The sequence below is a fragment of the Colwellia sp. genome (assembly GCF_013215345.1).
Classification (GTDB): Bacteria; Pseudomonadota; Gammaproteobacteria; order Enterobacterales; family Alteromonadaceae; genus Colwellia.
Map to the genome: position 1 here is coordinate 17,500 of NZ_JABSOV010000001.1, position 24,858 is coordinate 42,357.

Sequence of the window (24,858 nt, forward strand, 5' to 3'; positions counted from 1 at the left end):
ACAAGCTATTACAATACTTAACAGTAACTTAAGGCTAATGATCTTTTGCCCAGGTAACATAAGTTAAGTGTCTGATACCATGACGATCAATTCGAATAAACACTTCTTTATTCCCCCTACGTCCTAGTGACATCCCCCAACCTATTTCACTATTATTCGATGGTTCCTCCGATTTATTACAGCCCTTACCTTTGGGTGCATTACATGAATTACCATCAGTTGAGTTACTACCTGTACTCGGGCCACCTGAATATGAATTATAACTATCAAAAGAATGATACATCGCCGCTAACTGCTCAAAGTCATGAGAGTCTGGGTCCAAGAAAGGTGGATCCTGATATTCCATACATGAGGTAGAGGAAGCTTGGTCAAAGTCTTCATCTTGGTGACCTAAGCCCAAGTTATGCCCTAACTCTTGGCAGGTAACACTTTGCTTCCAATCAGCACTGTTATAATAATTCCAAGAAAAATAAGTATCATTAAGTTTGGTGTAGCCACGAGTGATGTGACCTTCAGCATCAAGAGATATGCCGGCAATGCCAAGCCAACCAGTTTGACCATAGGCTAAATTACAGATACGTACTTTGCCAGCTGGCGCTTTACACTGACGGCGTATTTTTTTATTGTTTGTACCATCGCCCTCTTTAACTAAGTTGACTTCGGTGCTTGCTGACCAATCAATAACGGCTTGTCCGACATGCTCATGCCAATCAGCCGTAGTGCTATTAATAAGAATTAAATCAAAAGAAGCAGTGGTTCTTGCCCAGTGATAAGACGACCAAGCATGTTCTGCAAATACAGATGTTGAAAGTAAATAAGTTGCCATTAATATAGCAAGTAGCTTTTTCATAACTTACCTCTTTATCAGTGAGTTATAAGTGCAACATAACTACACCAAATAAATATGTTAGACATCTGTTAAGTATAGCGAACTGTACGGCAATTTCTTCTTCTCAACTAAGCTACTCATGTTAGTTATTTTCGCCCACAATTACCGTAAAGGGGCTTTGCTGGATAAAAAACAACCTATACTAATAACTTGTTTTTTAATTTTGTACGGTGGTTATCATGTCCGATGAAAAATCAAATGAAAACGCTTGGTCGCTAGCTATGCATCAAATTGAATGCTGTAATTGTAGTCATGGCTGTGGTTGTCAGTTCTCCGGTTTTCCAGATAGTGAGTCCGGCAGTTGTGAGGCACTACTTGGCTTTTATATTAAAAGTGGTCAGTTAGACAGTTTAGATCTCACTGGCATAAAAGTAGTTTTTGCTGCCGCTTGGCCTAAAGCCATTCATGAAGGTGATGGTAAGGCATTGTTATTTATCGACTCTGCCGCATCTTCTGAGCAAGTAGCCGCTATTGGTGGTATCTTTTCCGGTCAGTTTGGCGGTATGCCCTTTGAAGCGTTAGCAGGTACCTTCTCTGAGATGGAAGGACCCATAGTAGCCGCTATTACTATGAATACTGATGATAAACACTCTAGCTTTAGCATTGCCGATGTACTTGCAGTAGAACAAACACCCTTGATAAATCCGATGAATGGTGAAGATCAAAATGTCCATATCACCTATCCTGATGGTGGCTTCTTTTGGAATGATGGCATCATAGGCACCAGTAAAACCATGTCAATAAAACATAATATGTTGTCGTTTGACCATGTTGGTCAGTTTGCTGCCAAAGCTGAAGTTAACTGGGCTAACTCTTAGCACAGCAATGAAGATGACTTATCAGAAAATCAACATGATTCAATTAAAGAAACACTGGTCACTACACGCGGTGGCAATCATTATCGTAGCCGCTTGGTATTACATGTTTTTTTTGATGACTATGAATATGGCTCCGGTTACTCAGTGGAGTTACCTAGATATAATTGTGCTGTTTAGTATGTGGTCAATCATGATGGCAGGTATGATGTTACCTTCTGCCTTGCCAATATTTCACTTAATTGAAAAGATTAATGATCAGCGTAAGGCACGTAATGCTCCATACGCGGCAAGCTTTTATTTTATTATTGGCTACTTACTCGCTTGGCTTGGCTATAGCTTAGCGATTACCCTGCTGCAATGGTGGTTTCATCATTTAGCCTTATTAACACCTATGATGAACAGCGCTCAGCTTGAGTTTACTTGTTTAATTCTGTTGATTTCCGGGGTGTATCAGTGGTTACCTATTAAACAGCGTTGCTTAAACTATTGTCGTTCGCCACTGGGCTTTTTAACTTCCTCTTGGCAAGAAGGCATAGCAGGTGCTATTAAAATGGGCTTCTGTCACGGTCAGTACTGTCTTGGCTGTTGCTGGCTGTTAATGACATTGCTCTTGATTTTTGGGGTAATGAGTTTACCGTGGATCATTGCCTTAACGCTTATAGTTGCCATTGAAAAGCTATTTGCCCATGGCTTGATATTTAGCAAGATACTAGGGGCGTTATTGGTATTTTTGGCCTGCTATATGTGGTTTATGAATTAACCACTCTTAGTACTTTAAATAGTAGTAGTGATCACTATCCAATAACGCGCGACTATTAGACATTAACTCGAAACTGAAAGTCATGACTTTATTGCCAGTCAACTAAACCATACTTAGCTAATATAAGTGATAATTCACCACTGGCACGTAACTGTTCAATACCCTCAGATAAAATGCTGGCATACTCTTTTGACTCTGCAATAGCTGGAGAAAAGGCAATATATGCAGGCTTCGCAGGAGAAAGCACGCCAGCAAGAATAAAATTTTCTTGTTGTTCTTCTTGTTGATTTAGTTGCTTACTTACATACCAAAATACCGCATCAGTCTCGATCAATACATCAATTAAGCCCTGCTCGAGTAAAGCAATATTCTCCGTTAACGGTTTATTACCAAACGCGGTATAGATACGTTTTGCATCACCTTGATTGATTGCGATATATCGATCCAAACTATCTGTATAAGCATAGCCATCTGCTACCGCTAACAACTGATTATTCAATGAGTCTATCTGCTGATAGCGCCAATAACTTTTATCTAAAGTAAAGAAACTAAAGCCAATCAAACCTTGCTCATTTTTTGGATAAATAAAATCTGGCGCATCGGATTTATAGCCACCAACGACAGCTGAAATTCTGCCGGTTCGGCATAGTTGTAATGCTCTTGACCAAGGAATAATTTGATAACTAATTTTGATATTATGCTCAGCAAACACTTGCTGAGCAATTTCAACCATATAACCTGGATAATCTGAATTAGGTAGGCAATTAAATGGGCACCAATGATCAGCAGCAATAGTAAGAATGACCTTGCTTCGATTTAAGTTATCTTGGCCACTTACTGGTAGTGAATTATTTGCACTTATAGCAAGAGGAAAAATAACGACAGTGATAAATAAAATTGCGTATTTGTACATGTAACAACTAAAAATAGAATCAGCTTAATAGTTAGTTAAGCACAAAAAATTTTATAGTGTTAATGCCTCAACATTGCTCGCCATAAAGCTCACGCAACAGCTTGAGATAACTCGCTAAGTTAATATTTTCATCTGTACTGAATTTTTCAGACTCCACCACTAGTGCTTGTATTCTATCTAAACGAAACTCTCGATAATCATGGCGAAGTTGGCACCAAGCAATCAAGGTCCATTTTTGTCCCCAATAAACTAAACCAAGCGGTATAAGCACTCTATTTGAATGTTCACCATCGGCTTTTTGATATGCCATGGTGAGGTAGCATTGCTGCTGAATAGCTTTACGTATTGACAACGAATGTTGCGCCGCTTCAGTATTGAGATAATGTTTAGAAACCAGTAAACAGTTTTGCTGATTAGTTTCTTTTAATCGCTCGGGAATAACCGCTTCAATCTTTACTCTTGCCTCTTCGGCCGATATTGCTAACTCTTTATCACTCCAGCCTTGCACCATTTTCAAGCCAAGCTGAACGGCAAGTAATTGCTCGGCGGTGAACATTATCGGCGGTATTTCAAAACCTGGTTGCAATCGGTAGCCAACACCCGCCTCACCTTCAACAGGGAAGCCCGTATCAAGTAACACTTGGATATCACGATAGATGGTGCGCTCTGACGTTTCTAACACCTCAGCAAGCTGACGGGCTGTTATCACAGTACGCCGCCCTTTGAGCAAGGTAATTATTTTAAGTAAGCGATCCGCTTTAGCCACAGCTTTCCGTTTCCGTACATTGAGATGACAGCAGAATATCAGCGTGTTGCATCTTCGTTGACTCGATATCAATGATAGCCATTAACTGCTGGCATACTTTTGACTGCATAAACTTTTCTTGCGCGGATTTCGCCGCTACTTCATCTTGCCAATAAACCACATCAAACCAGCTATCACTGTCTTTTTGATAACAGACAGAGCGATACAAAAAACCAGAGAATTCCCGCACTTGCTCCATGACCAATTTATTTAGCTCAAGCATTTGTTGCTGACTAACACCTGCTTTACTTTTAAAGGTCACTAATTCTAATACCTGCATAATATCTTCCTTATTTGATATATACCCAAGCGACTTCAATATGCTCGTTTCAGGACGCCTGAGCGATTCATGATCAAGGCGTGTATTTCATTAATGATTGTTCCCTTAATGAACTACGCAACCATGAACTTGATTTACTCAGACGTCCCAGAATGGCTGGTTTAGCAACGCTTTACGCTACGTTATTGACTTCGACAATAGAATAACTATTCTCTTCATTCAATGCCTTGCCTAAAGACGTTTCTAATTCCAGCTGAATCCTGCATCTTGAGGTGGCTTGGGTATAGTTAGTATGTTTGTTTTCTCGCTCACTATTATCAAACAAGGCTACTGACAAAAACTGTCAGTAGCGGAAAATATATTAAAATTAACAGGTAAATAGCCGACTTTCTTAACTCTTATAAACCGCTTGCTTCATTATTTTTTATCTACGCTACGGGCAAGATTCGCTAAATCACTGTCATCGATAAAAGGTACTAGGGTGAAACCATACTGGTAACTTTTGGCTGGAATGCGGTAAGCCTCATGGACTAGTCGCCCCCACGAAGTATCACCACCCACGCCCATTTGTTTATGATCAATATTGACTGTCACCAAATCACGCATTAATAGTTCTGCGCCATGTTTACTGGTTACTGGCACTAAGCCTGAAGCGGAAGCACTGCCATCTTTTCCAGCAATAAAGTCGATATCTTGCTGTAAATAAGGCCAAGCACTTACACTTAATGGCTGGTCACCAACGGCTAATAAACCTGAGCCTGTCGGGCTTTTCATTGCTAGCCAACGCACATCGGTTTTATTGGCATTTTCTTGGGGTCTAGCGTAATGATGAATTTGCGCTGTCACTGCCGCCTGATACAAACCAATGGCCGCTGAGCTTTTTCTGTCAGCGTAGCTCTCGTGTGGTCCACGGCCAAACCAGTTAATAAACTGATACTCGCCGGGCATAACCAACTGCATACCCATACGGGGAATATCAGCTAACTTTTGCCCTTTGGCCAGGTTAAGTTCACTGGATACATGCACTCGTCCATTGGCTGATATTTGATAATTTACTTGGTAGCTACCCACAAATAACTCACTCGAGTAAACCGCTTTAACTAGGATGCTTGCATCCACTGTCATACTAGATAACTTAACTAACTGTAAGCTACTTGCAGCCTGTTGCCATACTTGAGCTCTTTTTTGTAGACCATTACCTAGATCATTATCGGTTGGTGCCCGCCAAAAATTAACGGTTAGCGGCTGTTTAACCAATGGCGATATTAATGACTTTCCTTGATAATTAAACTTAGTTAGCCAACCGCTCTGCTGACTAAATGCTACCGTTACGTCATCATTAGAGAGTGTTAACTGACCATGCTGTTCAACTCGCTGCAAGGCACTGCCTGAAGGAATATCAACCTCAGCAGCATGATATTTAACTGGCATTTTAAATTGCTCAAAGGCGACTTCATGGCCTCGTGCTAATAATGGCTGCGGCTTATTGACCACCATTTTAACCGTTAAAAAGTACTCTTTATCACTACTCTTAGGTAAATGGGTCAGTATTTCCTTAAGCATGATCACTTTAGTCTGACCGGCAGCAATATCTGCCATAGCACGGTGTCCTTGAGCAACTAAATCGCCATCAGCCGTTAACAACCACTGCAAGTCATACTGGCTTAGGTTACTGAAGGCAAACTTGTTGGTAATGCTAAAGCTCGCTTGCCTTAAATCTTCTGCAGCAAACTTCACTGGCTGGTAAACTTTTTTTACCTCGAATAAGTGTGGATGCGGCTCACGATTTGGATTCACTAAACCATTATTAAGAAAGTTACCATCGCTGGGTAAATCAGGATGAAAGTCTTTGCCGTAAGCCCAGTATTTAACACCGTTACTATTGGTGTACTCTAAGGACTGGTCAACCCAATCCCAGATAAAGCCACCTTGCAAGACATCATATTTTTCAATGACATCCCAATAGTCTTGTAAATTACCTACTGAATTACCCATAGCATGAGCATATTCAATCATAATGGCTGGACGATGAGGATTTGATTTAGCGTATTTCTCTAAACGTTCAATCGATGGGTACATTGGGGCAAAAATATCGGTGTAATGCTCTTCACCTGCGGGCTCATATTGCACCGGACGGCTATTATCGCGCTCTTTAAGCCACTGATAGGTCGCGGCAAAAACTTTTCCTTCCCCTGCTTCATTACCCAAAGACCAGATAATGATAGACGGATGGTTTTTATCTCGTTCAAACATCCGCTTGGTGCGATCTAAATGGGCCGGTAACCAACTCATTTCATTACCTAGCTGGGTCTTTTTATCAATGGCTAATGGATGTGATTCGATATTGGCTTCATCGATAACATACAAGCCATATTTATCCGTTAAATCATACCAATAGGGGTCATTCGGATAATGACTTGAGCGCACAGCATTGATATTAAATTGCTTCATCAATTTAATATCCTGTTCCATTAAGGCTTTAGTGACTACATGACCATGCTTTGGTGAAGTCTCATGCCTATCAACACCACGAATATAAATAGCCTTGCCGTTAATCGTTAACTGACTATTTTTAATTTCAATATGACGAAAGCCAATATCATCTTTAATCGCGGTAAGTACCCGACCATTTTTATCGGTTAAGGTGATGAGTAAAGTATATAAATTAGGGGTTTCCGCATTCCATAACCTTGGCTGAGAAAACGAGCCAGTTAAACTAACTTGCTGTTTATCCTCGCTATCAATACTAATCGTTTTTTCAGCAGAAATAACCGGCTTTAAGTTATTACTGGGATCAAGTAATTGGTAAGCCACCGTTAACTTACCGCTGTTATGCTTAGCCAAGTTGTCCACATCAACAATGACACTAAACTCTGCTTGGCTAAAGTCTACACTTAGCTCAGGTTTGACATGAAAATCGACAATATGCTGTTGCTCTCGGGCATACAGGTAAACATCACGCTCTATGCCCGATATACGCAACATATCTTGGCTTTCTAAATAGCTGGCATCGGTCCAACGGCGTATTTGCAACGCTAATAAGTTTTCACCTCCGTTAAGATACGGCGTTAAATCAAATTCTGCCGGAGTTTTTGAGCCTTGACTAAAGCCAACTTTTTCACCATTTAACCAGACATCTAAGGATGATTTAGCTGCACCTATATGCAATATAACCTGCTTATTGGCCCATTTTTTAGGTAAGGTGAATTTTTTTCGATATGAGCCAATAGGATTATAATCGCTTGGCACATCTGGCCATGTGGTGCTAAAAGGAAAACGTTCGTCTAAATAGATAGGATAGCCGAACCCTTCAACCTCCCAGTTTCCTGGTACAGGAATTTGTGACCAACTAGAGTCGTCAAAAGCCTTCTGTTCAAAGCCTTGCGGTTTATTGCTAGGAGAGCGCTGCCAATTAAACTGCCACAGGCCATTAAGTAAAATGAAGTTATCACTTTGCGCTTTATTATCATCAAGTGCCGCATTGACTGTACTATAAGGGAAAAAACTCGCATGAGGTGCGAGTTTATTGATAGCAAATACTTGATGATCTTGCCAAGGTTCTCGCGCCTGCTCAGCTAACACACTTGTTGTAAAAAAAGTGACGCCAAAAATAAGAAATAACAAACCAGCTTTCATTAAAAACACCCATTGCATACAATATACCAACATACTATGAGCAAGCTCAAACTAGTTCAAGTGTTTTACTATTATTTTATCACTAAAAAATGACTTTATAGCGCTTTCATCTAGAAGCTAGTAAGGCTCTAAAAGTAGATCCTTGCTATGAATTTAAACTATGTAAGCTAACTTTTGAGTGGATGTTCAATTAACTTAAATTGAGTATTGGGCTCACCAAAAACATAGATGCTACAGTTTTCCCAGCTTGTTGGTAGCTTCCAGGTAGAATTTTGTCCTATGGTATAAACATGACGTTTATTAGCACAGCGAACATCTAGAGTATGTAACGATCCTTCGACATCGGTTAATGAAAACTCCTTTCTAACTAGAGCTGCACTCCAAAAGTCGTGGTCGACAATATCGGCTGACCTGACTAAATTTTGATCACCCCCAATAAATTCATCGACCTTTGCCATAGTTTCTGCCAATTTTGCTAAATATGGCTTTGCTGCCTCCAGCTTAATAAGTCTATTATAGCTGCCGTGTGCTGCTCGGAATTCATTCAACTCAAGCTCAAGAGAAAGTATTGTATAAAGAGTTGCCAATCTTTGTTTTTCGTTGTTATCACCTTTTATACTTCGTACTCGCCTTAAATGAAACAACCTTAATTCCTTGTCACCTTTAGCTTTTGCATAATCCGCTGCTAATAAGTGCATATAGTTATTTTCAGACAAATGCATATATTTACTCTTTTTCATCAAGGCTATCTGTATTTCTACCTCGTCATAGTCCTTTGCAGTTAACGCTTTCTGTGCTTTTTTATATTTAGATATGAATTTCCTCGTGGCTCCTGTGGTGCCATTTTTATTCATTTTAAAGTCCATTTGCACTGAGTTGACACATTGCTGAATCGGTTTACCTTTTTCATAGGCTGGTTTATATTTCCATTTCTTTACCGCTCTTACCGCTTCTTTAGCAAAATCTATACTACCTGATGTTTCGTTCACCAAAACATCGCTGACATTACCCTCTTTATCGATAACAAAACTAAGCCTTGCCCATCCTTCTCGACGGCTTCTAGCAGCATTAATTGGGTATTTAGGTTGTACTCTTTTTATTGGCTCAGGAAGAAATATAGTCGAGAGATGTTTAGAAAGATTATTGGCATGATTCGTAGTAGTGCTATTTTCTTGCGCTTGGATAGAGTTTGTAAAAAATAGCGATGTCATTAGCATCATGCTGATAGGGTAAATTTGCATTAGTCAGTCCTTTGGTTTTTACAATAGGTTAACACCTACACCAGAAAAAACCATTCATTACCCCGGTAAAGATTCCCGCAGATAAGCCAATGGATACATTTACCACTGACGGAGCATAAATAACCAAACAGAGCTCATGTACAAAGAAGGAGTCATTTCGATTAACTTTCCCACAATTCCCAACACTTAATTTCATCTCCCTGATAACTATAAAAAATGACATAGACCGAATAAATTAAAACATTTTTATTCAGAGTAAATAACAAGTATGATAATCAACCAAAATAAATTAAGCTATTGTTCTTTGGGTACTTTTAAACCCAATAATGCACTATTGGTGGCAAACATAATAATAAGAAGAAAATAGTATGCAAATGAAGAAAAAAACTTACTGGCAGTATATTCGCACTATAGCTTTCACTGGAGTGAGCATAAGTGCGCTTTTTAGCCCCATGGCAAATGCTATTGAAATAACGGCAGAAATGAGCCCTGAAGTTACCGCTGAATTTAATAAACGGTTAGCTTTGCAAACTTGGCCAGAGATGCATACTAAGTTAGCCTTGATGGATAACCCCTACGCTACATTTTATAAGGTCATCAGAAAGAAGCTTAAGGCAGAAGCAGAGCCAGGTCAAAATCGGCGCTTAATGACTGATGAAGAAAGCATAGTAACAGCTAAAAAGAAACGCTTTGATTATTGCCAAGCATCATTACCCTTTTTTGTTAGCTTTGCGAAAAGGGCAGATAATTTATCTACTCTAGAAGACAACCCTCTTACTAAAGCTCAGCTTATGAAAGGCAATGGCGTTAAGTATCCCTTTACTGAAGAGCAAACTAATAATGCTAACTTTAGACCTGCGCAAATAGCGTTAACACTAGGTTGGAAATACCAAGGTAAAGGGGAACAATATGCAGAAGAATTTCTTGCTACCTGTTTAGCTATACCCCTTAACTTGTATGTCACTAAAGATAAGCTTTAATAATCTAAACAAGAATATAAACCTAAAAAAAGCCAGTTATTTTAGTTAAGTAACTGGCTTTTTTAATTAATATCTTCAACTTACCGCAAAGGTAAAAACTTTCCGGAATTGATACCAATCATAGCCTTCCACATAACACCAGCGGTTCATTTTTTTAAATTATATACTTTTTCCTGCATGGCCTACGCTAGCATTATCTCAACGAGAAAAGCCCAAGAGAAGGTTTTTAAGGCTTGTATTGTTTGTATCAAACTTGATACAAATGTTAAACAAATGGGTACGCCGAGGCTATGATAAGCAAGGTACATTAACTTCATCTTTAACGGGTAATAAATTCGAGATTTTTATGAAAACATCAATACTGCTTGCCAGCCTGCTATGCATGGTAACTAATGCAAACGCACAAAATAGTGCACTCTTCTCAAATGAACAATGGCTGACCACCAAGTTAACCAATGAGCATAATAATAAGCTTATTAATGGCAAAGCCTCAGGTAAAAAAACTTTCGATATCAATATCGCTGAATTAGAGCAATTAACCAGAGATAACAAATCCTTACTTATCGATTTACCTTTGCCAAATGGAGAGTTTGTCCAATTCAAACTTAACTCTTCAGCGGTAATGAGTAGCGAGTTAGCTGATAAATACCCATCAATTAAAACCTTTACTGGCTACCAAGTTAATAATCCCGAACATTCAGGCCGATTTGATATTACCCCCCATGGTTTCCATGGTGTATTTAATTATGAAAAAGAAAAAGTCTACATAGAACCCATTAGTCGAGAGAATAATTACCAATATCAAAGTTATTTTAAAAAAGATGCTCAGCCATTAACTAAAGATGCTCCAGGACGTCGATTAGCACCGAGAAAAAGTTCATTACCTTCTTTCCCGCTAAAAAATATAGCTCGAAAAACCATGAAAAAAACAGCGAATGACTTAATCACTTATAAAATAGCCATGGCGGCGACAGGTGAATATAGTAGTTTCCATGGCGGTACTAAGGAAAAATCGTTAGCGGCCATAGTAACCTTACTCAACAGAGTAAATGATGTTTACAGTAGAGACTTGGCGATACAATTTGAACTAGTGGCCAATAATGACGCCATTATTTACTTAAATGCGTCTACCGACCCCTTTAAAAATACCGATGAAGATATAGATACCGTTAGCCAAGTTATTAATGGCGCAATAGGGGCAGGCAATTATGATATAGGGCATTTGGTTGGCACCGGCGGTGGTGGTTTAGCAAGCTTTGCTGTTGTCTGCTCTGCTGGAAAAGCGGAAGGTATTACCGGTAGTGACAGTCCAACAGCAGATGCCTTTCATATTGACTATGTGGCCCACGAGATTGGTCATCAGTTTGGTGCAGAACATACCTTTAATGGCAGCCAAGATGCTTGTGAGGGCAACCGAGTATCAACCAGTGCATATGAGCCAGGTAGTGCTTCTACCATCATGGGCTATGCAGGAATTTGCGCTGAGCAAAACTTACAAAACAGCTCAAATCCATATTTTCATATCCATTCAATTGACCAAATTAGTGCCTTTAATCGACAAATCAGCTCATCATGTGGCGTTAAAACACAGCTAAATAATACTGCACCCATAGTCAATGCGGGAAGTGACTATACCATTCCTGCTCGTACACCTTTCACGTTAACAGGGTCAGCAACTGATGTAGACGGTGACTCGCTAACTTATAGCTGGGAACAAGTTGACTTAGGTGGCGCAACGAGTAGCAAAGCTGAAGATCAAACAGATGACGGTAGTAAACCATTATTTAGAACACTATCTCCGACATCAAATACAAGCCGTACTCTTCCTGCCATGGCAGACATTCTAGCCAATAAAAACGTTTATGGAGAGACATTACCAACAACTACCCGAGAGCTAAATTTCAGACTAGTTGTTAGAGATAACCAAGGTAATGTCAGTGATGATGCGACAAAGATTAGTGTAATTACTAACCAGCAAGGTTTCACCATTAACCAACCTAGCACTTGGCATGGTACAAAACAGTTAGTCACTTGGAATACGGCAGCAACCGAACAAGCCCCAGTTTCATGTACACAAGTTAACTTACTGCTTTCAGTGGATTCTGGTTTAACCTTCAGCCAAACATTAGCAAATAAAACAGCAAATGATGGCAGTGAAGAAGTCATCTTACCTGAGTTAACAACCGAAAAAGCGCGATTAAAATTAACATGTGAAAATAATATTTTCTTTGCTATCAATAACCAAGATTTTCAGATTAATAGTCAAAGCACGACAAATAGTAAACCTACAGCGGTTGATGACCAAATAACGCTAGAGCAAGATAAAGTAACAACAATCGACGTGTTAAGTAATGACATCAGTACCGATGGTCAGAGCTTACAATTGAAGAGTGTTAACTATACAGGTACAGGTAACGTCACCATCACTGACAATAAACTTAGCTATACACCAGCAACAGGCTTTGTTGGCAATGAACAGTTAACTTATACCATAGCAGATAGCAGCGGTGACCAAGCTACAGCAGCATTAACCATTACCGTCACAGCTAAGCCAGTTGTTACACCAACAGCAAGCTCTTCTGGTGGTAGTATGTATTATCTAATATTACTAACTGTACTGGCTTTGAGAAATAGAATTTTTAAAAGGATATAAAAATGAAAAATTTACTTTGGTTAAATGTACTAATCTTAGCGGCTTGCGGCAGTGATATAAGTAAGGGTGCACAGGAACAACAGGTCGAATTACCTACTAATATTGCTCAAGCAATCAATATAGCTAAGGAGAATAAAGATCACAGATTAATGTACACTCTTGGCAGAAACCCTGTCATTCCGGGTTTTGAAACAAACAACTTTGCTGCACTTAAAAAACAATGTGGTATAAAGCCCATACACGGCACCGGCGATGTAATAAAAAGCCCAAGTGATAAACAAGAGCGCAGAGTGAAGTATCAGTTTGCTAAAGAATATAATAGTAAGATCTATGATATTTGCCAAAAATTAGAGCATAAATAACATATTATGAACAATGACATTCAAAGCAGTGAAACCATTTTAATTATCGATGATGATGCCGAGTTGACCTCACTCATTAGTCAATATTTAACAATGAATGGTTATCAGGTAAGTGTGGAACATAATGGTGCCAATGCGCTAACAATGGCCGCACATATTCAGCCAGACCTCATTGTTTTGGATCTCATGTTGCCAGGCGTAGATGGCTTAACTATTTGCCGTCAATTAAAGCCTGACTTTATCAATCCTATCATAATGTTAACTGCGTTAGATGATGATATTGATGAGGTTACTGGGCTAGAAGTAGGCGCCGACGATTACTTATGTAAGCCAATAAAGCCTAGGGTTTTATTGGCTCATATCAGGGCTCAGTTAAGAAGACAATCACATCTTAAAAACCTAATTCCACAAGATATAAAACATGTCAGCAATGGCGCTCTCACCATTGATATTAGAAAACGTATAGTTCGCTATAATGAAAAGGAAATTACCTTATCCAGCGCTGAGTTCGATTTACTCTGGGTACTGGCAATGAATGCTGGCAGTATTATCTCAAGAGATCAGTTACATAAAGAAATCTTTAAATTAGATTATGATGGTTTTGACCGCTCTATTGACCTTAGAATTTCAAGATTAAGAAAAAAGTTGGGCGATGACCCCAAAGAACCAAAAATTATTAAAACTATTCGTAATAAGGGTTATTTACTTGCAAATTAGCAATGCTAAACCAAGCACACTTGTTCTAGCTCTTTTGCTATTTAATATTACTATCGCCAGTTTATTAAATACCCATGTTTATTACTCTCTAGAAACTTATGTTTATAAGCAATATGAAAATTTTTTATTACAAGTCAAAGAGAAAATGCACCAAGCCTTCAGCGATGTTCCACATAATCAATGGCAAAAACAAGCCATTATACTTGGACAAACCTTCGATACTGAATGTTTACTCATTGATAGAATGCCCGAAAACTTCTCTGCTGAAAACTTTAAATTATTGCAGTTAAAACAAGCCCAATCTGGCCTTATAGATATTAATAGCGCAGTGATTTATTACCCGCTGGATGAACATTATATTGCAGAAATAGGACCAATCGCCTTCACTAACTGGCAGACCTTCTTACTAGACTGGTTTAGCTGGCTCTGTGCTCTTATTATCAATTTACCGATAATATATTGCTACTTAACCACTATAGAAAAACATAAAAACAACGTCTCTGCTATGTTACAAAATTTGCCTTTTAATGTTCGTAACGACAAGCACAGCATTTATGAAAATATTAAAGAGCTCAATAGAGTAATGCTTAAAGCTCAGCAAGAAAATTCAGAAAGATTAATTCTACAAAGAGATCTGCTTCATGGCGTAGCCCACGAATTTAGAAGCCCTATGGCAAGAATTCAATTTGCCTTAGAAATGCTTGAAGAGACTCCTGAAAATGAACATGAGCGCTTAAGACATAGCATGCATACTGCTCTTGAAGATCTTGATAAATTGGTAAAAGAACTGCTTTATTATGCCAAATTAAAAGATAGTGAAGCTATTATTTCCCTAGAAAAAGTTAATCTGCACGATACTTGTATAGCTGCTATTGCCGAGGTAAAACACTTTTATCCCGAAGTTACTTTCAATTTGACAACAAATGAAGCGGTCTACCTTGAAGGCAATACTAAGCTACTTAAGCGACTATTAATAAACCTGCTAAGAAATGCCGGTCGTTTTGCCAGTAGCCATTGTGAGATTGCCCTAGATGATACAAATGACAGTATTACCATCATAGTAGAAGACGACGGCATGGGAATTCCACCGGGTAAATCTTCAAGGATATTTGAACCTTTTACTCGCTTAGATGCTAGTCGTTCAAGAGATTCTGGCGGCTGCGGACTTGGCCTTGCTATAGTCTTATCTATTATTAACAAACACCACGGCACAATTAACCTAGTTGAAGGTAAGTTATCTGGGGCCTGTTTTAAAATAGTTATTCCTCAAAATTCTGCAGAGTAAAATCACTAAATTACAGACAATAAAAAAGCCAGCGACTTACTTAATTAATCAAGTAAGCCGCTGGCTTTTGAAATAATTTAACTTATTAAATTATTTTATTTTTATCTTATTTCTTTTTCTTAACTGCTTTAGCATTTGGTAAATCAGTGATTGAACCTTCAAAGATTTCTGCTGCTAAGCCAATTGATTCATTTAACGTTGGGTGAGCATGGATAGTTAATGCCAAGTCTTCAGCATCAGCGCCCATTTCAACCGCTAAACAAATTTCACCAAGCATTTCACCTGCATTGATACCAACAATAGCACCACCAAGAACACGACCAGTTCCTTTTTCAAAGATCATCTTAGTTTTGCCTTCAGTACGTGCAGAAGCGATAGCACGACCAGAAGCAGCCCACGGGAAGTTAGCAACTTCAATGTTCAAGCCTTGCTCTTTTGCTTCAGCTTCAGTAACACCAACCCAAGCCATTTCAGGATCGGTATAAGCAATTGAAGGAATACAACGAGGGTCGAATTCATGTTTCTTACCAGAAATAACTTCTGCAGCACAATGTGCTTCATGAACAGCTTTATGAGCAAGCATAGGTTGACCAACAACATCGCCAATAGCGAAGATGTGCGGTACGTTAGTACGTAATTCTTTAGACACGTTAATGAAACCACGCTCATCAACATTTACGCCAGCTTTATCAGCAGCAACTAAGTGACCGTTAGGCTTACGACCAACAGCAACTAAAATCTTGTCATAACGAACTTGTTCAGCTGGTGCTTTTTTACCTTCAAAAGTAACGTATAAACCGTCATCTTTTGCTTCAACAGCAACAACTTTAGTAGACAACATTATGTTGAATTTTTTCTTGTTGTAGTTGGTATAAACTCTAACAATATCTTTATCAGCCGCAGGCACTAATTGGTCAGCAAACTCAACTACAGATACATTAGAACCTAATGCAGAGTACACAGTTCCCATTTCTAGACCAATAATACCGCCACCCAATACTAATAATTCTTCTGGTACGTCTTTAAGTTCTAAAGCACCAGTAGAATCAATAACACGTGGGTCATCGGTTGGAATGAATGGTAAGTTAACCACTGATGAACCTGCCGCTATAATGGCATTATCAAAAGTAATAGTGGTTGTTTCACCGTCGTTACCTGCAACTTCGATTGTTTTATCAGAAGTAAATTTACCGTAACCATAAACTGTGGTTACTTTACGGCTTTTTGCCATACCCAATAAACCACCGGTAAGCTGTGCAGTTACACTGTCTTTCCAGCTACGGATTTTATCTAAATCAATTTCAGGCTTACCAAAAGTAACACCGTGAGATGCCATTGCTGCTGCATCATCAATTACTTTAGCTACGTGAAGTAGTGCTTTAGAAGGAATACAACCAACGTTTAAACAAACGCCGCCTAATGTTTCACGACTTTCTACTAACACTACATCTAAGCCTAAATCGGCTGCGCGGAATGCTGCAGAATAACCGCCAGGGCCTGCACCTAATATCACTACTTGAGTTTTAATTTCGTTACTCATAATTTTCCTCACAATTAGTTAAGAAAAATTCAATACGTTGTTCTTTTGTCCAATTGCTACGGTGAAAGTACTCATTGACTAACGTCAACTCCATGCATTCTTCTTGCTATCGGACAAAGTCACTTCGACTTGAAATATTCTTGAATATTTATATTTATTGGTTTTAAATTTTATGGGCGAAATTCTACTCTTATGCGTTGAATTTCGCCAACTTTAATTAATCAATATCGACTAAAGTATCAATTTACGAATATCAGACATTACGCCAGCTAAATGCACAGTAAAACGTGCTGCTAAGGCACCATCAATAACACGGTGATCGTATGACATAGATAAAGGCAACATTAATTTAGGTTCGAAATCTTTACCATTCCATTTAGGTTTCATTTCTGATTTAGAAACACCTAAAATAGCAACTTCTGGTGCATTAACGATTGGCGTAAATGCCGTTCCGCCAATACCACCAAGGCTAGAAATAGTAAAACAACCACCTTGCATATCAGTGGCTTTTAATTTGCCATCACGTGCTTTAAGACTGATTTCAAGTAATTCACGCGATAACTGGTGAATACCTTTTTGATCAACATCACGCACTACTGGTACAACTAAACCGTTCGGTGTATCTACGGCAACACCAATATGGATGTACTTTTTCAAAATTAAGCTTTCACCGTCTTCACTCAAGCTTGAGTTAAACGTTGGGAATGCACGTAAGGCATTTGCCGCCGCTTTTAAAACAAACACTAATGGCGTAATTTTAAAACCAAGCTTTTGCTTTTCACAAAGTACGTTTTGCTCTTTACGGAAGGCTTCAACGTTAGTGATATCAGCTTCATCGAATTGAGTAACATGTGGAATAGTTACCCAGTTGCGATGTAAGAAGGGTCCAGAAATTTTCTGAATACGTGATAATGCTTTTGTTTCAATTTCGCCGAATTTAGAGAAATCAATGGCTCTAGCACTAACAACTTGTAGACCACCTTCACCGCTAGCAACAGAGGTACCTGCATTAGCTTTCGGGCGAGACAATTCATATTTAACGTATGATTGCACATCTTCTTTTAAGATACGGCCTTTACGACCAGTACCTTTAACTAAGGTTAAATCAACACCAAATTCACGGCCAATACGGCGAATAGAAGGTGAAGTGTAAATGTTACCTTTACTAACATTACCCGCTTGTGGGTGATGTGGTACAGGTGAAGCCGCAGGTTTGGTCGTTGCAGCAACTGTAGCAGTAGGCGCAGCAACTGGTGTAGGTGCTACTACAGGAGCTGGAACCGTTACAGGTGCAGCAGCTGCACTGCCAACAGTTTCAAGCTTGATTACTAATGAACCTTGCTTAACTTTATCACCGTTGTTAATGAATACTTCTTTAACAGTACCGGCATGTGTAGATGGCACATCCATAGTAGCTTTATCAGTTTCTAAAGTGATTAAACCATCTTCTTCTTCGATGACATCACCAACGCTAACAAGTACATCGATAACTTCAACTTCACCGTCTTCACCAATATCTGGTACAGAAATTTCAATGATTGCTGATGCAGTAGCGGCCGCAGCAACTACAGGCGCCGCTTCAACTACCGGAGCAACAGGAGCGGCTACAGATGCTTCAACTACAGGCGCTGGTGCAGCTTCTTCTGCTGATGCCGAAGCACCTGCAGATTTCATTTCGGCAATAACATCGCCTTCTTTAATTTTATCGCCAACACTTACCAATAAGCTAACAAGCTCACCAGCAAATGGCGCAGGGATATCCATTGAAGCTTTATCTGTTTCAACGGTGATAATACCTTCGTCTGCTTCTAGGCTATCGCCAACAGCAAAACAAATTTCAATAATTTCAACTTCATCGCCGCCAACATCAGGGACTAGGATTTTTTCAATATCAGACATTTTATATTCCTTCTCTAGTCAATAATTATGCGTAAAGTGGGTTAAGTTTTTCAGTATCAATATCAAAGCGTTTAATTGCTTTAGTTACTACTGAACGTTCAATTTCACCACGATTCGCTAATTCATACAATGAAGCTACTACCACGTATGCTGCACTTACTTCGAAGTGAGTACGTAAGTTTGCACGGCTATCACTACGACCAAAGCCATCAGTACCTAAACAACGGTATTCAGTATCGATGTACGCACGTACTTGCTCAGAGTAGTTTTTAATGTAATCAGTAGCCGCAATTGCAGGACCTGCTGCTTTAGTAATAACTTGGCTAATATAGGGTACACGTGGTGTACTTTCAGGGTGAAGCATGTTCCAACGTGTTACATCTTGACCGTCACGAGTAAGTTCATTAAATGAAGTCACCGAATAAACATCACTTGAGATGTTGTAATCATTAGCAAGAATTTGTGCTGCTTCACGTACTTTCTCTAAGATAGTACCTGAGCCTAATAACTGCACATTAGCAGTCGCTTTACCTTTAGCCGGCGCAGCTTGTTCAAGTTGGTAAATACCTTTAATGATCTCATCAGCAACGTTTTCTCTTTCTGGTAACGCTGGATGTTGGTAGTTTTCATTCATTAACGTTAAGTAGAAGAAGATATTTTCATTTTCTTCGTACATGCGACGTAAACCTTCACGAACGATAACCGCAATTTCATAACCGTAGGTTGGATCATAAGTCACACAGTTAGGAATTAAACCGGCTTGTACATGTGAATGACCATCTTGATGTTGCAGACCTTCACCGTTAAGTGTGGTGCGACCTGCAGTAGCACCTAATAAGAAACCACGTGTTTGGCTATCGCCTGCTGCCCATGCTAAATCACCAACACGTTGGAAACCAAACATTGAATAGTAGATGTAGAATGGAATCATTGTTGCATTACAGGTTGAGTAAGAAGTACCCGCAGCAATCCAAGATGCCATAGCACCTAGCTCGTTAATACCTTCTTGTAAAACTTGGCCTTTTTTATCTTCGCGGTAATAAGCTACTTGATCAGCATCTTGTGGAATATATTTTTGACCTTCGCTTGCGTAAATACCGACTTGACGGAACAAACCTTCCATACCAAAGGTACGTGCTTCATCAGGAATGATTGGCACGATACGCTTACCTATTTTTTTGTCTTTTAATAAGGCATTTAATACACGAACAAAAGTCATGGTAGATGATACTTCACGCTCACCAGAGCCTTTCAAAATAGCATCGAAAACTTTTAACTTTGGAATTTCAAGTACTTCTTCCGCTTGTTTACGACGTGCTGGTAGAGAACCACCTAATGCTTCACGACGTGCTTTCATGTACTTAAATTCTTCGCTGTCTTCAGGGAACTTGTAAAAAGGTAAGTCAGCAATATTTTCATCACTTACCGGAATATTGAAACGGTCACGGTAATGTTTAATTGATTCAACGTCCATTTTCTTAACGTTATGCGCAATGTTTAATGCTTCACCAGAGGCACCTAAACCAAAACCTTTAACTGTTTTAGCTAAGATTACCGTTGGGCGACCTTTAGTATTATTGGCTTTTTCATAAGCAGCATAAACTTTAACTGGATCATGACCACCACGGTTTAAACGCCAGATATCTGCATCTGACATGTTAGCAACCATAGCCGCTGTTTCAGGGTACTTGTTAAAGAAGTTTTCGCGGGTGTACTTACCACCTTTCGCTTTACAGTTTTGGTATTCGCCATCTACTGTTTCGTTCATTAACTGTAATAATTTACCTGAAGTATCACGAGCAATAAGTGAATCCCAGTAAGAGCCCCAAATAACTTTCACTACTTCCCAGCCTGCGCCACGGAAAGTACCTTCAAGTTCTTGGATGATTTTACCATTACCACGTACCGGACCATCTAAGCGCTGTAAGTTACAGTTGATGATGAAAGTTAAGTTGTCTAAACCTTCACGAGACGCTAAACCAATAGCACCTAATGATTCTGGCTCATCCGTTTCACCATCACCTAGGAAACAGTATACGCGTTGACCTGAACAATCTTTAATACCACGGTCAGTTAAGTATTTTAAAAAACGTGCAGTATAGATAGCTTGTAATGGACCTAGACCCATAGAAACGGTAGGGAACTGCCAGAAATCATCCATTAAATGTGGATGAGGGTATGAAGATAAACCTTTGCCATCACATTCTTGACGGAAATTATTCATTTGATCTTCAGTTAAACGACCTTCCATAAAGGCACGAGAATAGATACCCGGAGAAATATGACCTTGGGCAAAGATGAAATCACCGCCATCTTTTTCTGAGGCTGCTTTAAAGAAGTGGTTAAAACCTACATCGTATAACGTTGAAGAAGAAGCAAAGCTACCAATGTGACCACCAAGATCTAAATCTTTTTTAGAGGCGCGTAATACTAATACTAAGGCATTCCAACGAATTGCCGCACGGATGCGTGATTCAATGGTTTGATCCGCAGGCATATGAGGCTCTTGTCCTGGTGGGATAGTGTTTACATAAGCTGTAGTCGCATCAAATGGTAAATGAGTACCACCACGACGTGCGCGTTCAATTAATGCTTCTAATAACTGATGTGCACGCTCTGGACCTTCATTTTCTAACACTGATTCCATTGATTCTAACCACTCTTGGGTTTCTGCTGAATCAATATCGATATTTGGTAGATCTGACATATTGTTTAGTCTCCAATACTTTCTTATATAATAAAAAGTTTAATAAAATGTTTTATAACTGTTTAACGTTAATTGTTCTAATTATTCGTTGTACAAAATTGGTAAATTCTTTCTGCAAGATTTTTTGTGTTAGCTACTACATGCGCCGCATCGATCTTTCCATGCGACTGTTCTCTTGAGTAAGCTTTAATAAAAGCTCTTCAATAAAAGCTAAATGTCTATGGCTCGCTCCCCACGCTTTTTGTGGTTGGCCACTAATAATGGCGTTGAGCAAGCGTTTTCTATAATCGGTAATCTTGCTAAAGATATCAGGACGCTTAGCCAATACTGTTAAGTTTTGTGCAATATTATCTGCAAGTAATGACGACATGCTACGCGCAAGTTGCAATATCACCGCATTATGTGACGCTGCACAAATAGCTAAATGAAACTCAACTACCGCTTCGGCTTCCGCGCGAAAGTCATCTTCTAATTGGATATTGCCAATTTCATCATGCTTAGTTTGAATTTGTTCAAAATCTGCCGGTGTACCGCGCATGGCAGCATAATACGAGGCCATACCTTCAATTCCATGACGAAACTCCAATAAATCAAATTGTGATTCATTGTTATTCGACATTAATTCAAACAGTGGATCAGAAAAACCACTGAGTAAGTTATCACAAACAAAGGTGCCGCCACCTTGCTTACGCGTTACTAGACCTTTTGCTTCTAACTTTTGCACTGCTTCACGTAACGATGGTCTTGATACTTCAAACTGCAACGCCAGTTCACGCTCGGGTAATAATTTTTCACCCGGCTTTAAACTGCCTTCAATAATCATACCTTCAAGCTCGGCTAAAATGATGTCAGCCAACTTCTGTGGCTTTACTCGGCCGGTGCTTTTTGATGCTCGCATTGATTTATTTGTCGTTTGGTTGGCATTCATAAAAGTAAATTAACTAATAATCCCGTGATATTAAAGAGTCAAGTAAGGGTTAAAATCACCCAAAAACCTCTTGGTCAATTGGTAAGACCAATTGATTTTAGAGCAATAATATAGCAAATATAGCTACTTTTGACAAGTAAACTTAGTTTATGGTTAGTATTTAAGCAAGGTTTTTATGCGCTAAACCAAGAAAAAACTGTTTATTTTTAGCGCATTAAGGCAATAACGATGAATGGTCTGACCATTGGTTTTGACTGTGCTTGATTAGCTTAGTTAAATTTAATTGAGTCTAGTTTAGCTAAGTTTAGTTTAGTTTAGTTTAGTAAGCCTGCTAGGGTAAGTATTGAAATTACCGCAAGTACCAGTAAAACATTACGTTTGGCTAATCTAACTAATAAACAAGGCTCAGCTGTGCAGTCATCTTCATTAACCATAATGTCTTCTGATTTTTCTGCGACATCAATTAAAACTTGATGGGTCGGCTTTTGCACATCAAATAAACTTTCTAGCCAAACAGGTAGCGCCTTGGAGAAATGACCAACAAACATATAACCAAAAGAAGCAATGCGTACGGGTAACCAATCAAGCCAAAAGAGTACGTCATGATGATTCTGACAGCCACTAGCAATATTAGGCGCAGCATTCGCTTCATGATCAGCCTTGCTATCCACATCTGCCGATACCGCTTCATCAAGCTCATTACTTTCATTAGACGCGGCAATACATTGCGCTTTTTTATGTTCTATGACTGTCGTAAGTAAACGATAAAATACCGCGCCCGCAGCACCAAAGACGATGAAATACAGCATAATAGCGATGTAATAGCGGTAGTTTAACCAAATCAGTGCTTGGCCAAAACCCATATTAGGTAAGTTCTTGTCCGATAATAGCTGCTGGTGATGCATTTCCGTAGTCGCCTCTTCACCACGAAAGGCCGAAGTCAGATAGTTTTTATAACTATTTCTGGTGGTGGTACAACCAAAACAAACGATAAGCACTAAGGTGGAGATAAGCAATTGCATAACGCTATTATCAATTAGCTCAAGCAATAAATACGTGGCAACAACAGGCAAGATAATAAATACCACACTAGCGGCCGTACCTTGTTTAGCGGTAAAGTTTTTGCTAAACAAATTAAAATAATGTTGGTAATAAAAATTAAATCGCCATACTTTGGCAGATAAAGCACGCTCTGCAGCCAATGCAATTAATAAACTTAATAAACTCATGTTAGGTGTTATTCCTTGTCGCTTGTTCAGTTAAACGCTGACGAAAGTATTGCCAATCAAATACCAGCCCAGGATCGGATTTCCTCTCTGGGGCAATATCGCAATGACCAACAATATGGTCCATGATAATGGCAGGAAATTGATTTTGCAAACAAAGTGTTAACGCAATTAGCTGCTGATATTGCTCTCTAGTATAAGGAATATCATCAGTGCCCTCTAATTCAATACCGATGGAATAATCATTACAACGCTCTCTTTGTTCAAACGAAGAAACTCCCGCATGCCATGCCTTGTCAGCAAAAGATACATACTGGCAAATACTACCGTCACGGCGGATAAGACAATGTGCTGAAACCTCAACGCCCTTTAAGTCATTGAAGCTAGCATGGGCATTACAATCTAATTGCCCAAGAAACAAATCATTAATGCAATTGCCTCCAAACTGCCCTGCCGGTAAAGAAATATTGTGAATAACCAATAAACTGACTTCATCACCTAATGCGCGCGGAGAAAAGTGCGGAGAAGGTAAATGTTGTGCTTGCGCCAGCCAACCAGAAGAAATTGAAAGCATGGGTTTCTCATTTTTATTGTGATGGGTACTGTATATATGGTTACACTTTCTACTTTCTTGCTTACTTAAGAAAACATACAATACTACTAACCTTATCAAGAGTTGCTTAGTATGACTGAAGTTGACCCAACAAACAAAATGGCAAAAATATTTGTCTGGCTGGCTTGGATAATCGCGCTGGCATTATTAATGTTCTTTTTTCAAGATGTGCTTGATGAACAGTACAACCCTAATACCCAGCCAGAAATGCGCTTAACCGCAGGTGGTCAAGCAGAGGTGATTTTAGCGCAAAACAGGCAGGGTCATTATGTTGCTCGAGGCACAATAAATGATACACCAGTGACTTTTTTACTCGATACCGGTGCAACTCAAGTTTCTATTCCGGCTCATATCGCTGATAAATTGGGCTTAGTCGCGCAAGGTAATTATCGAGTGCAAACAGCCAATGGTAGTATTACCGTGTATAAAACTGAAATTACCCAATTGAGCTTAGGTAATATTTTCTTGTATAATGTCGCAGCTCACATAAACCCGGCAATGAAGTCCGATGAAATACTTTTAGGCATGAGTGCCTTAAAGCAGGTCGACTTTCAGCAAACGGGTAAACAATTAATTTTACGAGAACCCCTGTAACAGGAAGCAAAC

General features: G+C 39.2%; 21 protein-coding genes. 8 read left to right on the top strand and 13 right to left on the bottom strand.

Annotation, left to right across the window (positions count from 1 at the left end; genetic code table 11):
• Positions 1 to 34: 34 nt before the first annotated feature.
• Complete coding sequence (locus HRT50_RS00060; protein WP_291610053.1) at positions 35 to 850, bottom strand: hypothetical protein; 816 nt, start codon at positions 848 to 850, stop codon at positions 35 to 37.
• 218 nt (positions 851 to 1,068) lie between these two features.
• Here HRT50_RS00060 and HRT50_RS00065 point away from each other — a divergent pair, with 218 nt between their 5' ends.
• Positions 1,069 to 1,707: a DUF1326 domain-containing protein gene (locus tag HRT50_RS00065; RefSeq protein ID WP_291610055.1), complete on the top strand. Its 639-nt coding sequence runs from the start codon at positions 1,069 to 1,071 to the stop codon at positions 1,705 to 1,707.
• 13 nt (positions 1,708 to 1,720) lie between these two features.
• Positions 1,721 to 2,467, top strand: coding sequence for a DUF2182 domain-containing protein (locus tag HRT50_RS00070; protein ID WP_291610057.1), 747 nt, complete (start codon positions 1,721 to 1,723; stop codon positions 2,465 to 2,467).
• An 88-nt stretch (positions 2,468 to 2,555) separates the two neighbouring features.
• Here HRT50_RS00070 and HRT50_RS00075 read toward each other — a convergent pair whose 3' ends face one another.
• The 6 genes from HRT50_RS00075 to HRT50_RS00100 all read right to left on the bottom strand — a co-directional run bounded on the left by HRT50_RS00075 (position 2,556) and on the right by HRT50_RS00100 (position 9,342).
• A complete protein-coding gene (locus HRT50_RS00075) occupies positions 2,556 to 3,380 on the bottom strand; it encodes an ABC transporter substrate-binding protein (RefSeq protein ID WP_291610059.1) in 825 nt (274 codons plus the stop codon).
• 67 nt (positions 3,381 to 3,447) lie between these two features.
• A complete protein-coding gene (locus HRT50_RS00080; RefSeq protein WP_291610061.1) occupies positions 3,448 to 4,146 on the bottom strand; it encodes a YafY family protein in 699 nt (232 codons plus the stop codon).
• Complete coding sequence (locus HRT50_RS00085) at positions 4,139 to 4,465, bottom strand: hypothetical protein (RefSeq protein ID WP_291610062.1); 327 nt, start codon at positions 4,463 to 4,465, stop codon at positions 4,139 to 4,141. The genes HRT50_RS00080 and HRT50_RS00085 overlap by 8 nt, the downstream gene beginning before the upstream one ends.
• A gap of 172 nt (positions 4,466 to 4,637) precedes the next feature.
• Positions 4,638 to 4,802, bottom strand: a complete 165-nt coding sequence (locus HRT50_RS00090; RefSeq protein ID WP_291610064.1) for a hypothetical protein — start codon at positions 4,800 to 4,802, stop codon at positions 4,638 to 4,640.
• Positions 4,803 to 4,882: 80 nt separating this feature from the next.
• On the bottom strand, positions 4,883 to 8,101 hold the full coding sequence (locus tag HRT50_RS00095; RefSeq protein ID WP_291610066.1) for a glycoside hydrolase family 2 TIM barrel-domain containing protein: 3,219 nt from the start codon (positions 8,099 to 8,101) through the stop codon (positions 4,883 to 4,885).
• A 167-nt stretch (positions 8,102 to 8,268) separates the two neighbouring features.
• Positions 8,269 to 9,342: an energy transducer TonB gene (locus HRT50_RS00100; protein ID WP_291610068.1), complete on the bottom strand. Its 1,074-nt coding sequence runs from the start codon at positions 9,340 to 9,342 to the stop codon at positions 8,269 to 8,271.
• 368 nt (positions 9,343 to 9,710) lie between these two features.
• On the opposite strand from HRT50_RS00100, the gene HRT50_RS00105 reads away from it, so the two are divergent.
• From HRT50_RS00105 to HRT50_RS00125, 5 genes are all read left to right on the top strand, one after another.
• Positions 9,711 to 10,322 carry a hypothetical protein gene (locus HRT50_RS00105; RefSeq protein ID WP_291610070.1) on the top strand — a complete coding sequence of 204 codons (612 nt, stop codon included), beginning with the start codon at positions 9,711 to 9,713 and terminating at the stop codon, positions 10,320 to 10,322.
• Positions 10,323 to 10,584: 262 nt separating this feature from the next.
• Positions 10,585 to 12,975: a reprolysin-like metallopeptidase gene (locus HRT50_RS00110; protein ID WP_291610072.1), complete on the top strand. Its 2,391-nt coding sequence runs from the start codon at positions 10,585 to 10,587 to the stop codon at positions 12,973 to 12,975.
• A 2-nt stretch (positions 12,976 to 12,977) separates the two neighbouring features.
• Entirely contained in the window at positions 12,978 to 13,337 is a 360-nt protein-coding gene (locus tag HRT50_RS00115) for a hypothetical protein (RefSeq protein ID WP_291610074.1), read from the top strand.
• Positions 13,338 to 13,343: 6 nt separating this feature from the next.
• Entirely contained in the window at positions 13,344 to 14,054 is a 711-nt protein-coding gene (locus HRT50_RS00120; protein ID WP_291610075.1) for a response regulator, read from the top strand.
• Positions 14,044 to 15,339, top strand: coding sequence for an ATP-binding protein (locus HRT50_RS00125; RefSeq protein WP_291610079.1), 1,296 nt, complete (start codon positions 14,044 to 14,046; stop codon positions 15,337 to 15,339). The genes HRT50_RS00120 and HRT50_RS00125 overlap by 11 nt, the downstream gene beginning before the upstream one ends.
• A gap of 106 nt (positions 15,340 to 15,445) precedes the next feature.
• On the opposite strand, the gene lpdA is transcribed toward HRT50_RS00125, so the two are convergent.
• The 6 genes from lpdA to ampD all read right to left on the bottom strand — a co-directional run bounded on the left by lpdA (position 15,446) and on the right by ampD (position 24,213).
• A complete protein-coding gene (gene lpdA, locus HRT50_RS00130; RefSeq protein WP_291610081.1) occupies positions 15,446 to 16,879 on the bottom strand; it encodes a dihydrolipoyl dehydrogenase in 1,434 nt (477 codons plus the stop codon).
• A gap of 231 nt (positions 16,880 to 17,110) precedes the next feature.
• On the bottom strand, positions 17,111 to 18,778 hold the full coding sequence (aceF, locus tag HRT50_RS00135; RefSeq protein WP_291610082.1) for a dihydrolipoyllysine-residue acetyltransferase: 1,668 nt from the start codon (positions 18,776 to 18,778) through the stop codon (positions 17,111 to 17,113).
• A gap of 25 nt (positions 18,779 to 18,803) precedes the next feature.
• Positions 18,804 to 21,485: a pyruvate dehydrogenase (acetyl-transferring), homodimeric type gene (gene aceE, locus HRT50_RS00140; protein ID WP_291610085.1), complete on the bottom strand. Its 2,682-nt coding sequence runs from the start codon at positions 21,483 to 21,485 to the stop codon at positions 18,804 to 18,806.
• 136 nt (positions 21,486 to 21,621) lie between these two features.
• Entirely contained in the window at positions 21,622 to 22,413 is a 792-nt protein-coding gene (gene pdhR / locus HRT50_RS00145) for a pyruvate dehydrogenase complex transcriptional repressor PdhR (RefSeq protein WP_291610087.1), read from the bottom strand.
• 314 nt (positions 22,414 to 22,727) lie between these two features.
• Positions 22,728 to 23,642, bottom strand: coding sequence for a beta-lactamase regulator AmpE (gene ampE / locus HRT50_RS00150; protein WP_291610089.1), 915 nt, complete (start codon positions 23,640 to 23,642; stop codon positions 22,728 to 22,730).
• Position 23,643: 1 nt separating this feature from the next.
• Positions 23,644 to 24,213, bottom strand: coding sequence for a 1,6-anhydro-N-acetylmuramyl-L-alanine amidase AmpD (gene ampD, locus HRT50_RS00155; protein WP_291610092.1), 570 nt, complete (start codon positions 24,211 to 24,213; stop codon positions 23,644 to 23,646).
• 111 nt (positions 24,214 to 24,324) lie between these two features.
• Between ampD and HRT50_RS00160 the strand changes: the two genes are divergently transcribed.
• On the top strand, positions 24,325 to 24,846 hold the full coding sequence (locus HRT50_RS00160; protein WP_291610094.1) for a TIGR02281 family clan AA aspartic protease: 522 nt from the start codon (positions 24,325 to 24,327) through the stop codon (positions 24,844 to 24,846).
• The last annotated feature ends 12 nt before the right edge of the window (positions 24,847 to 24,858 follow it).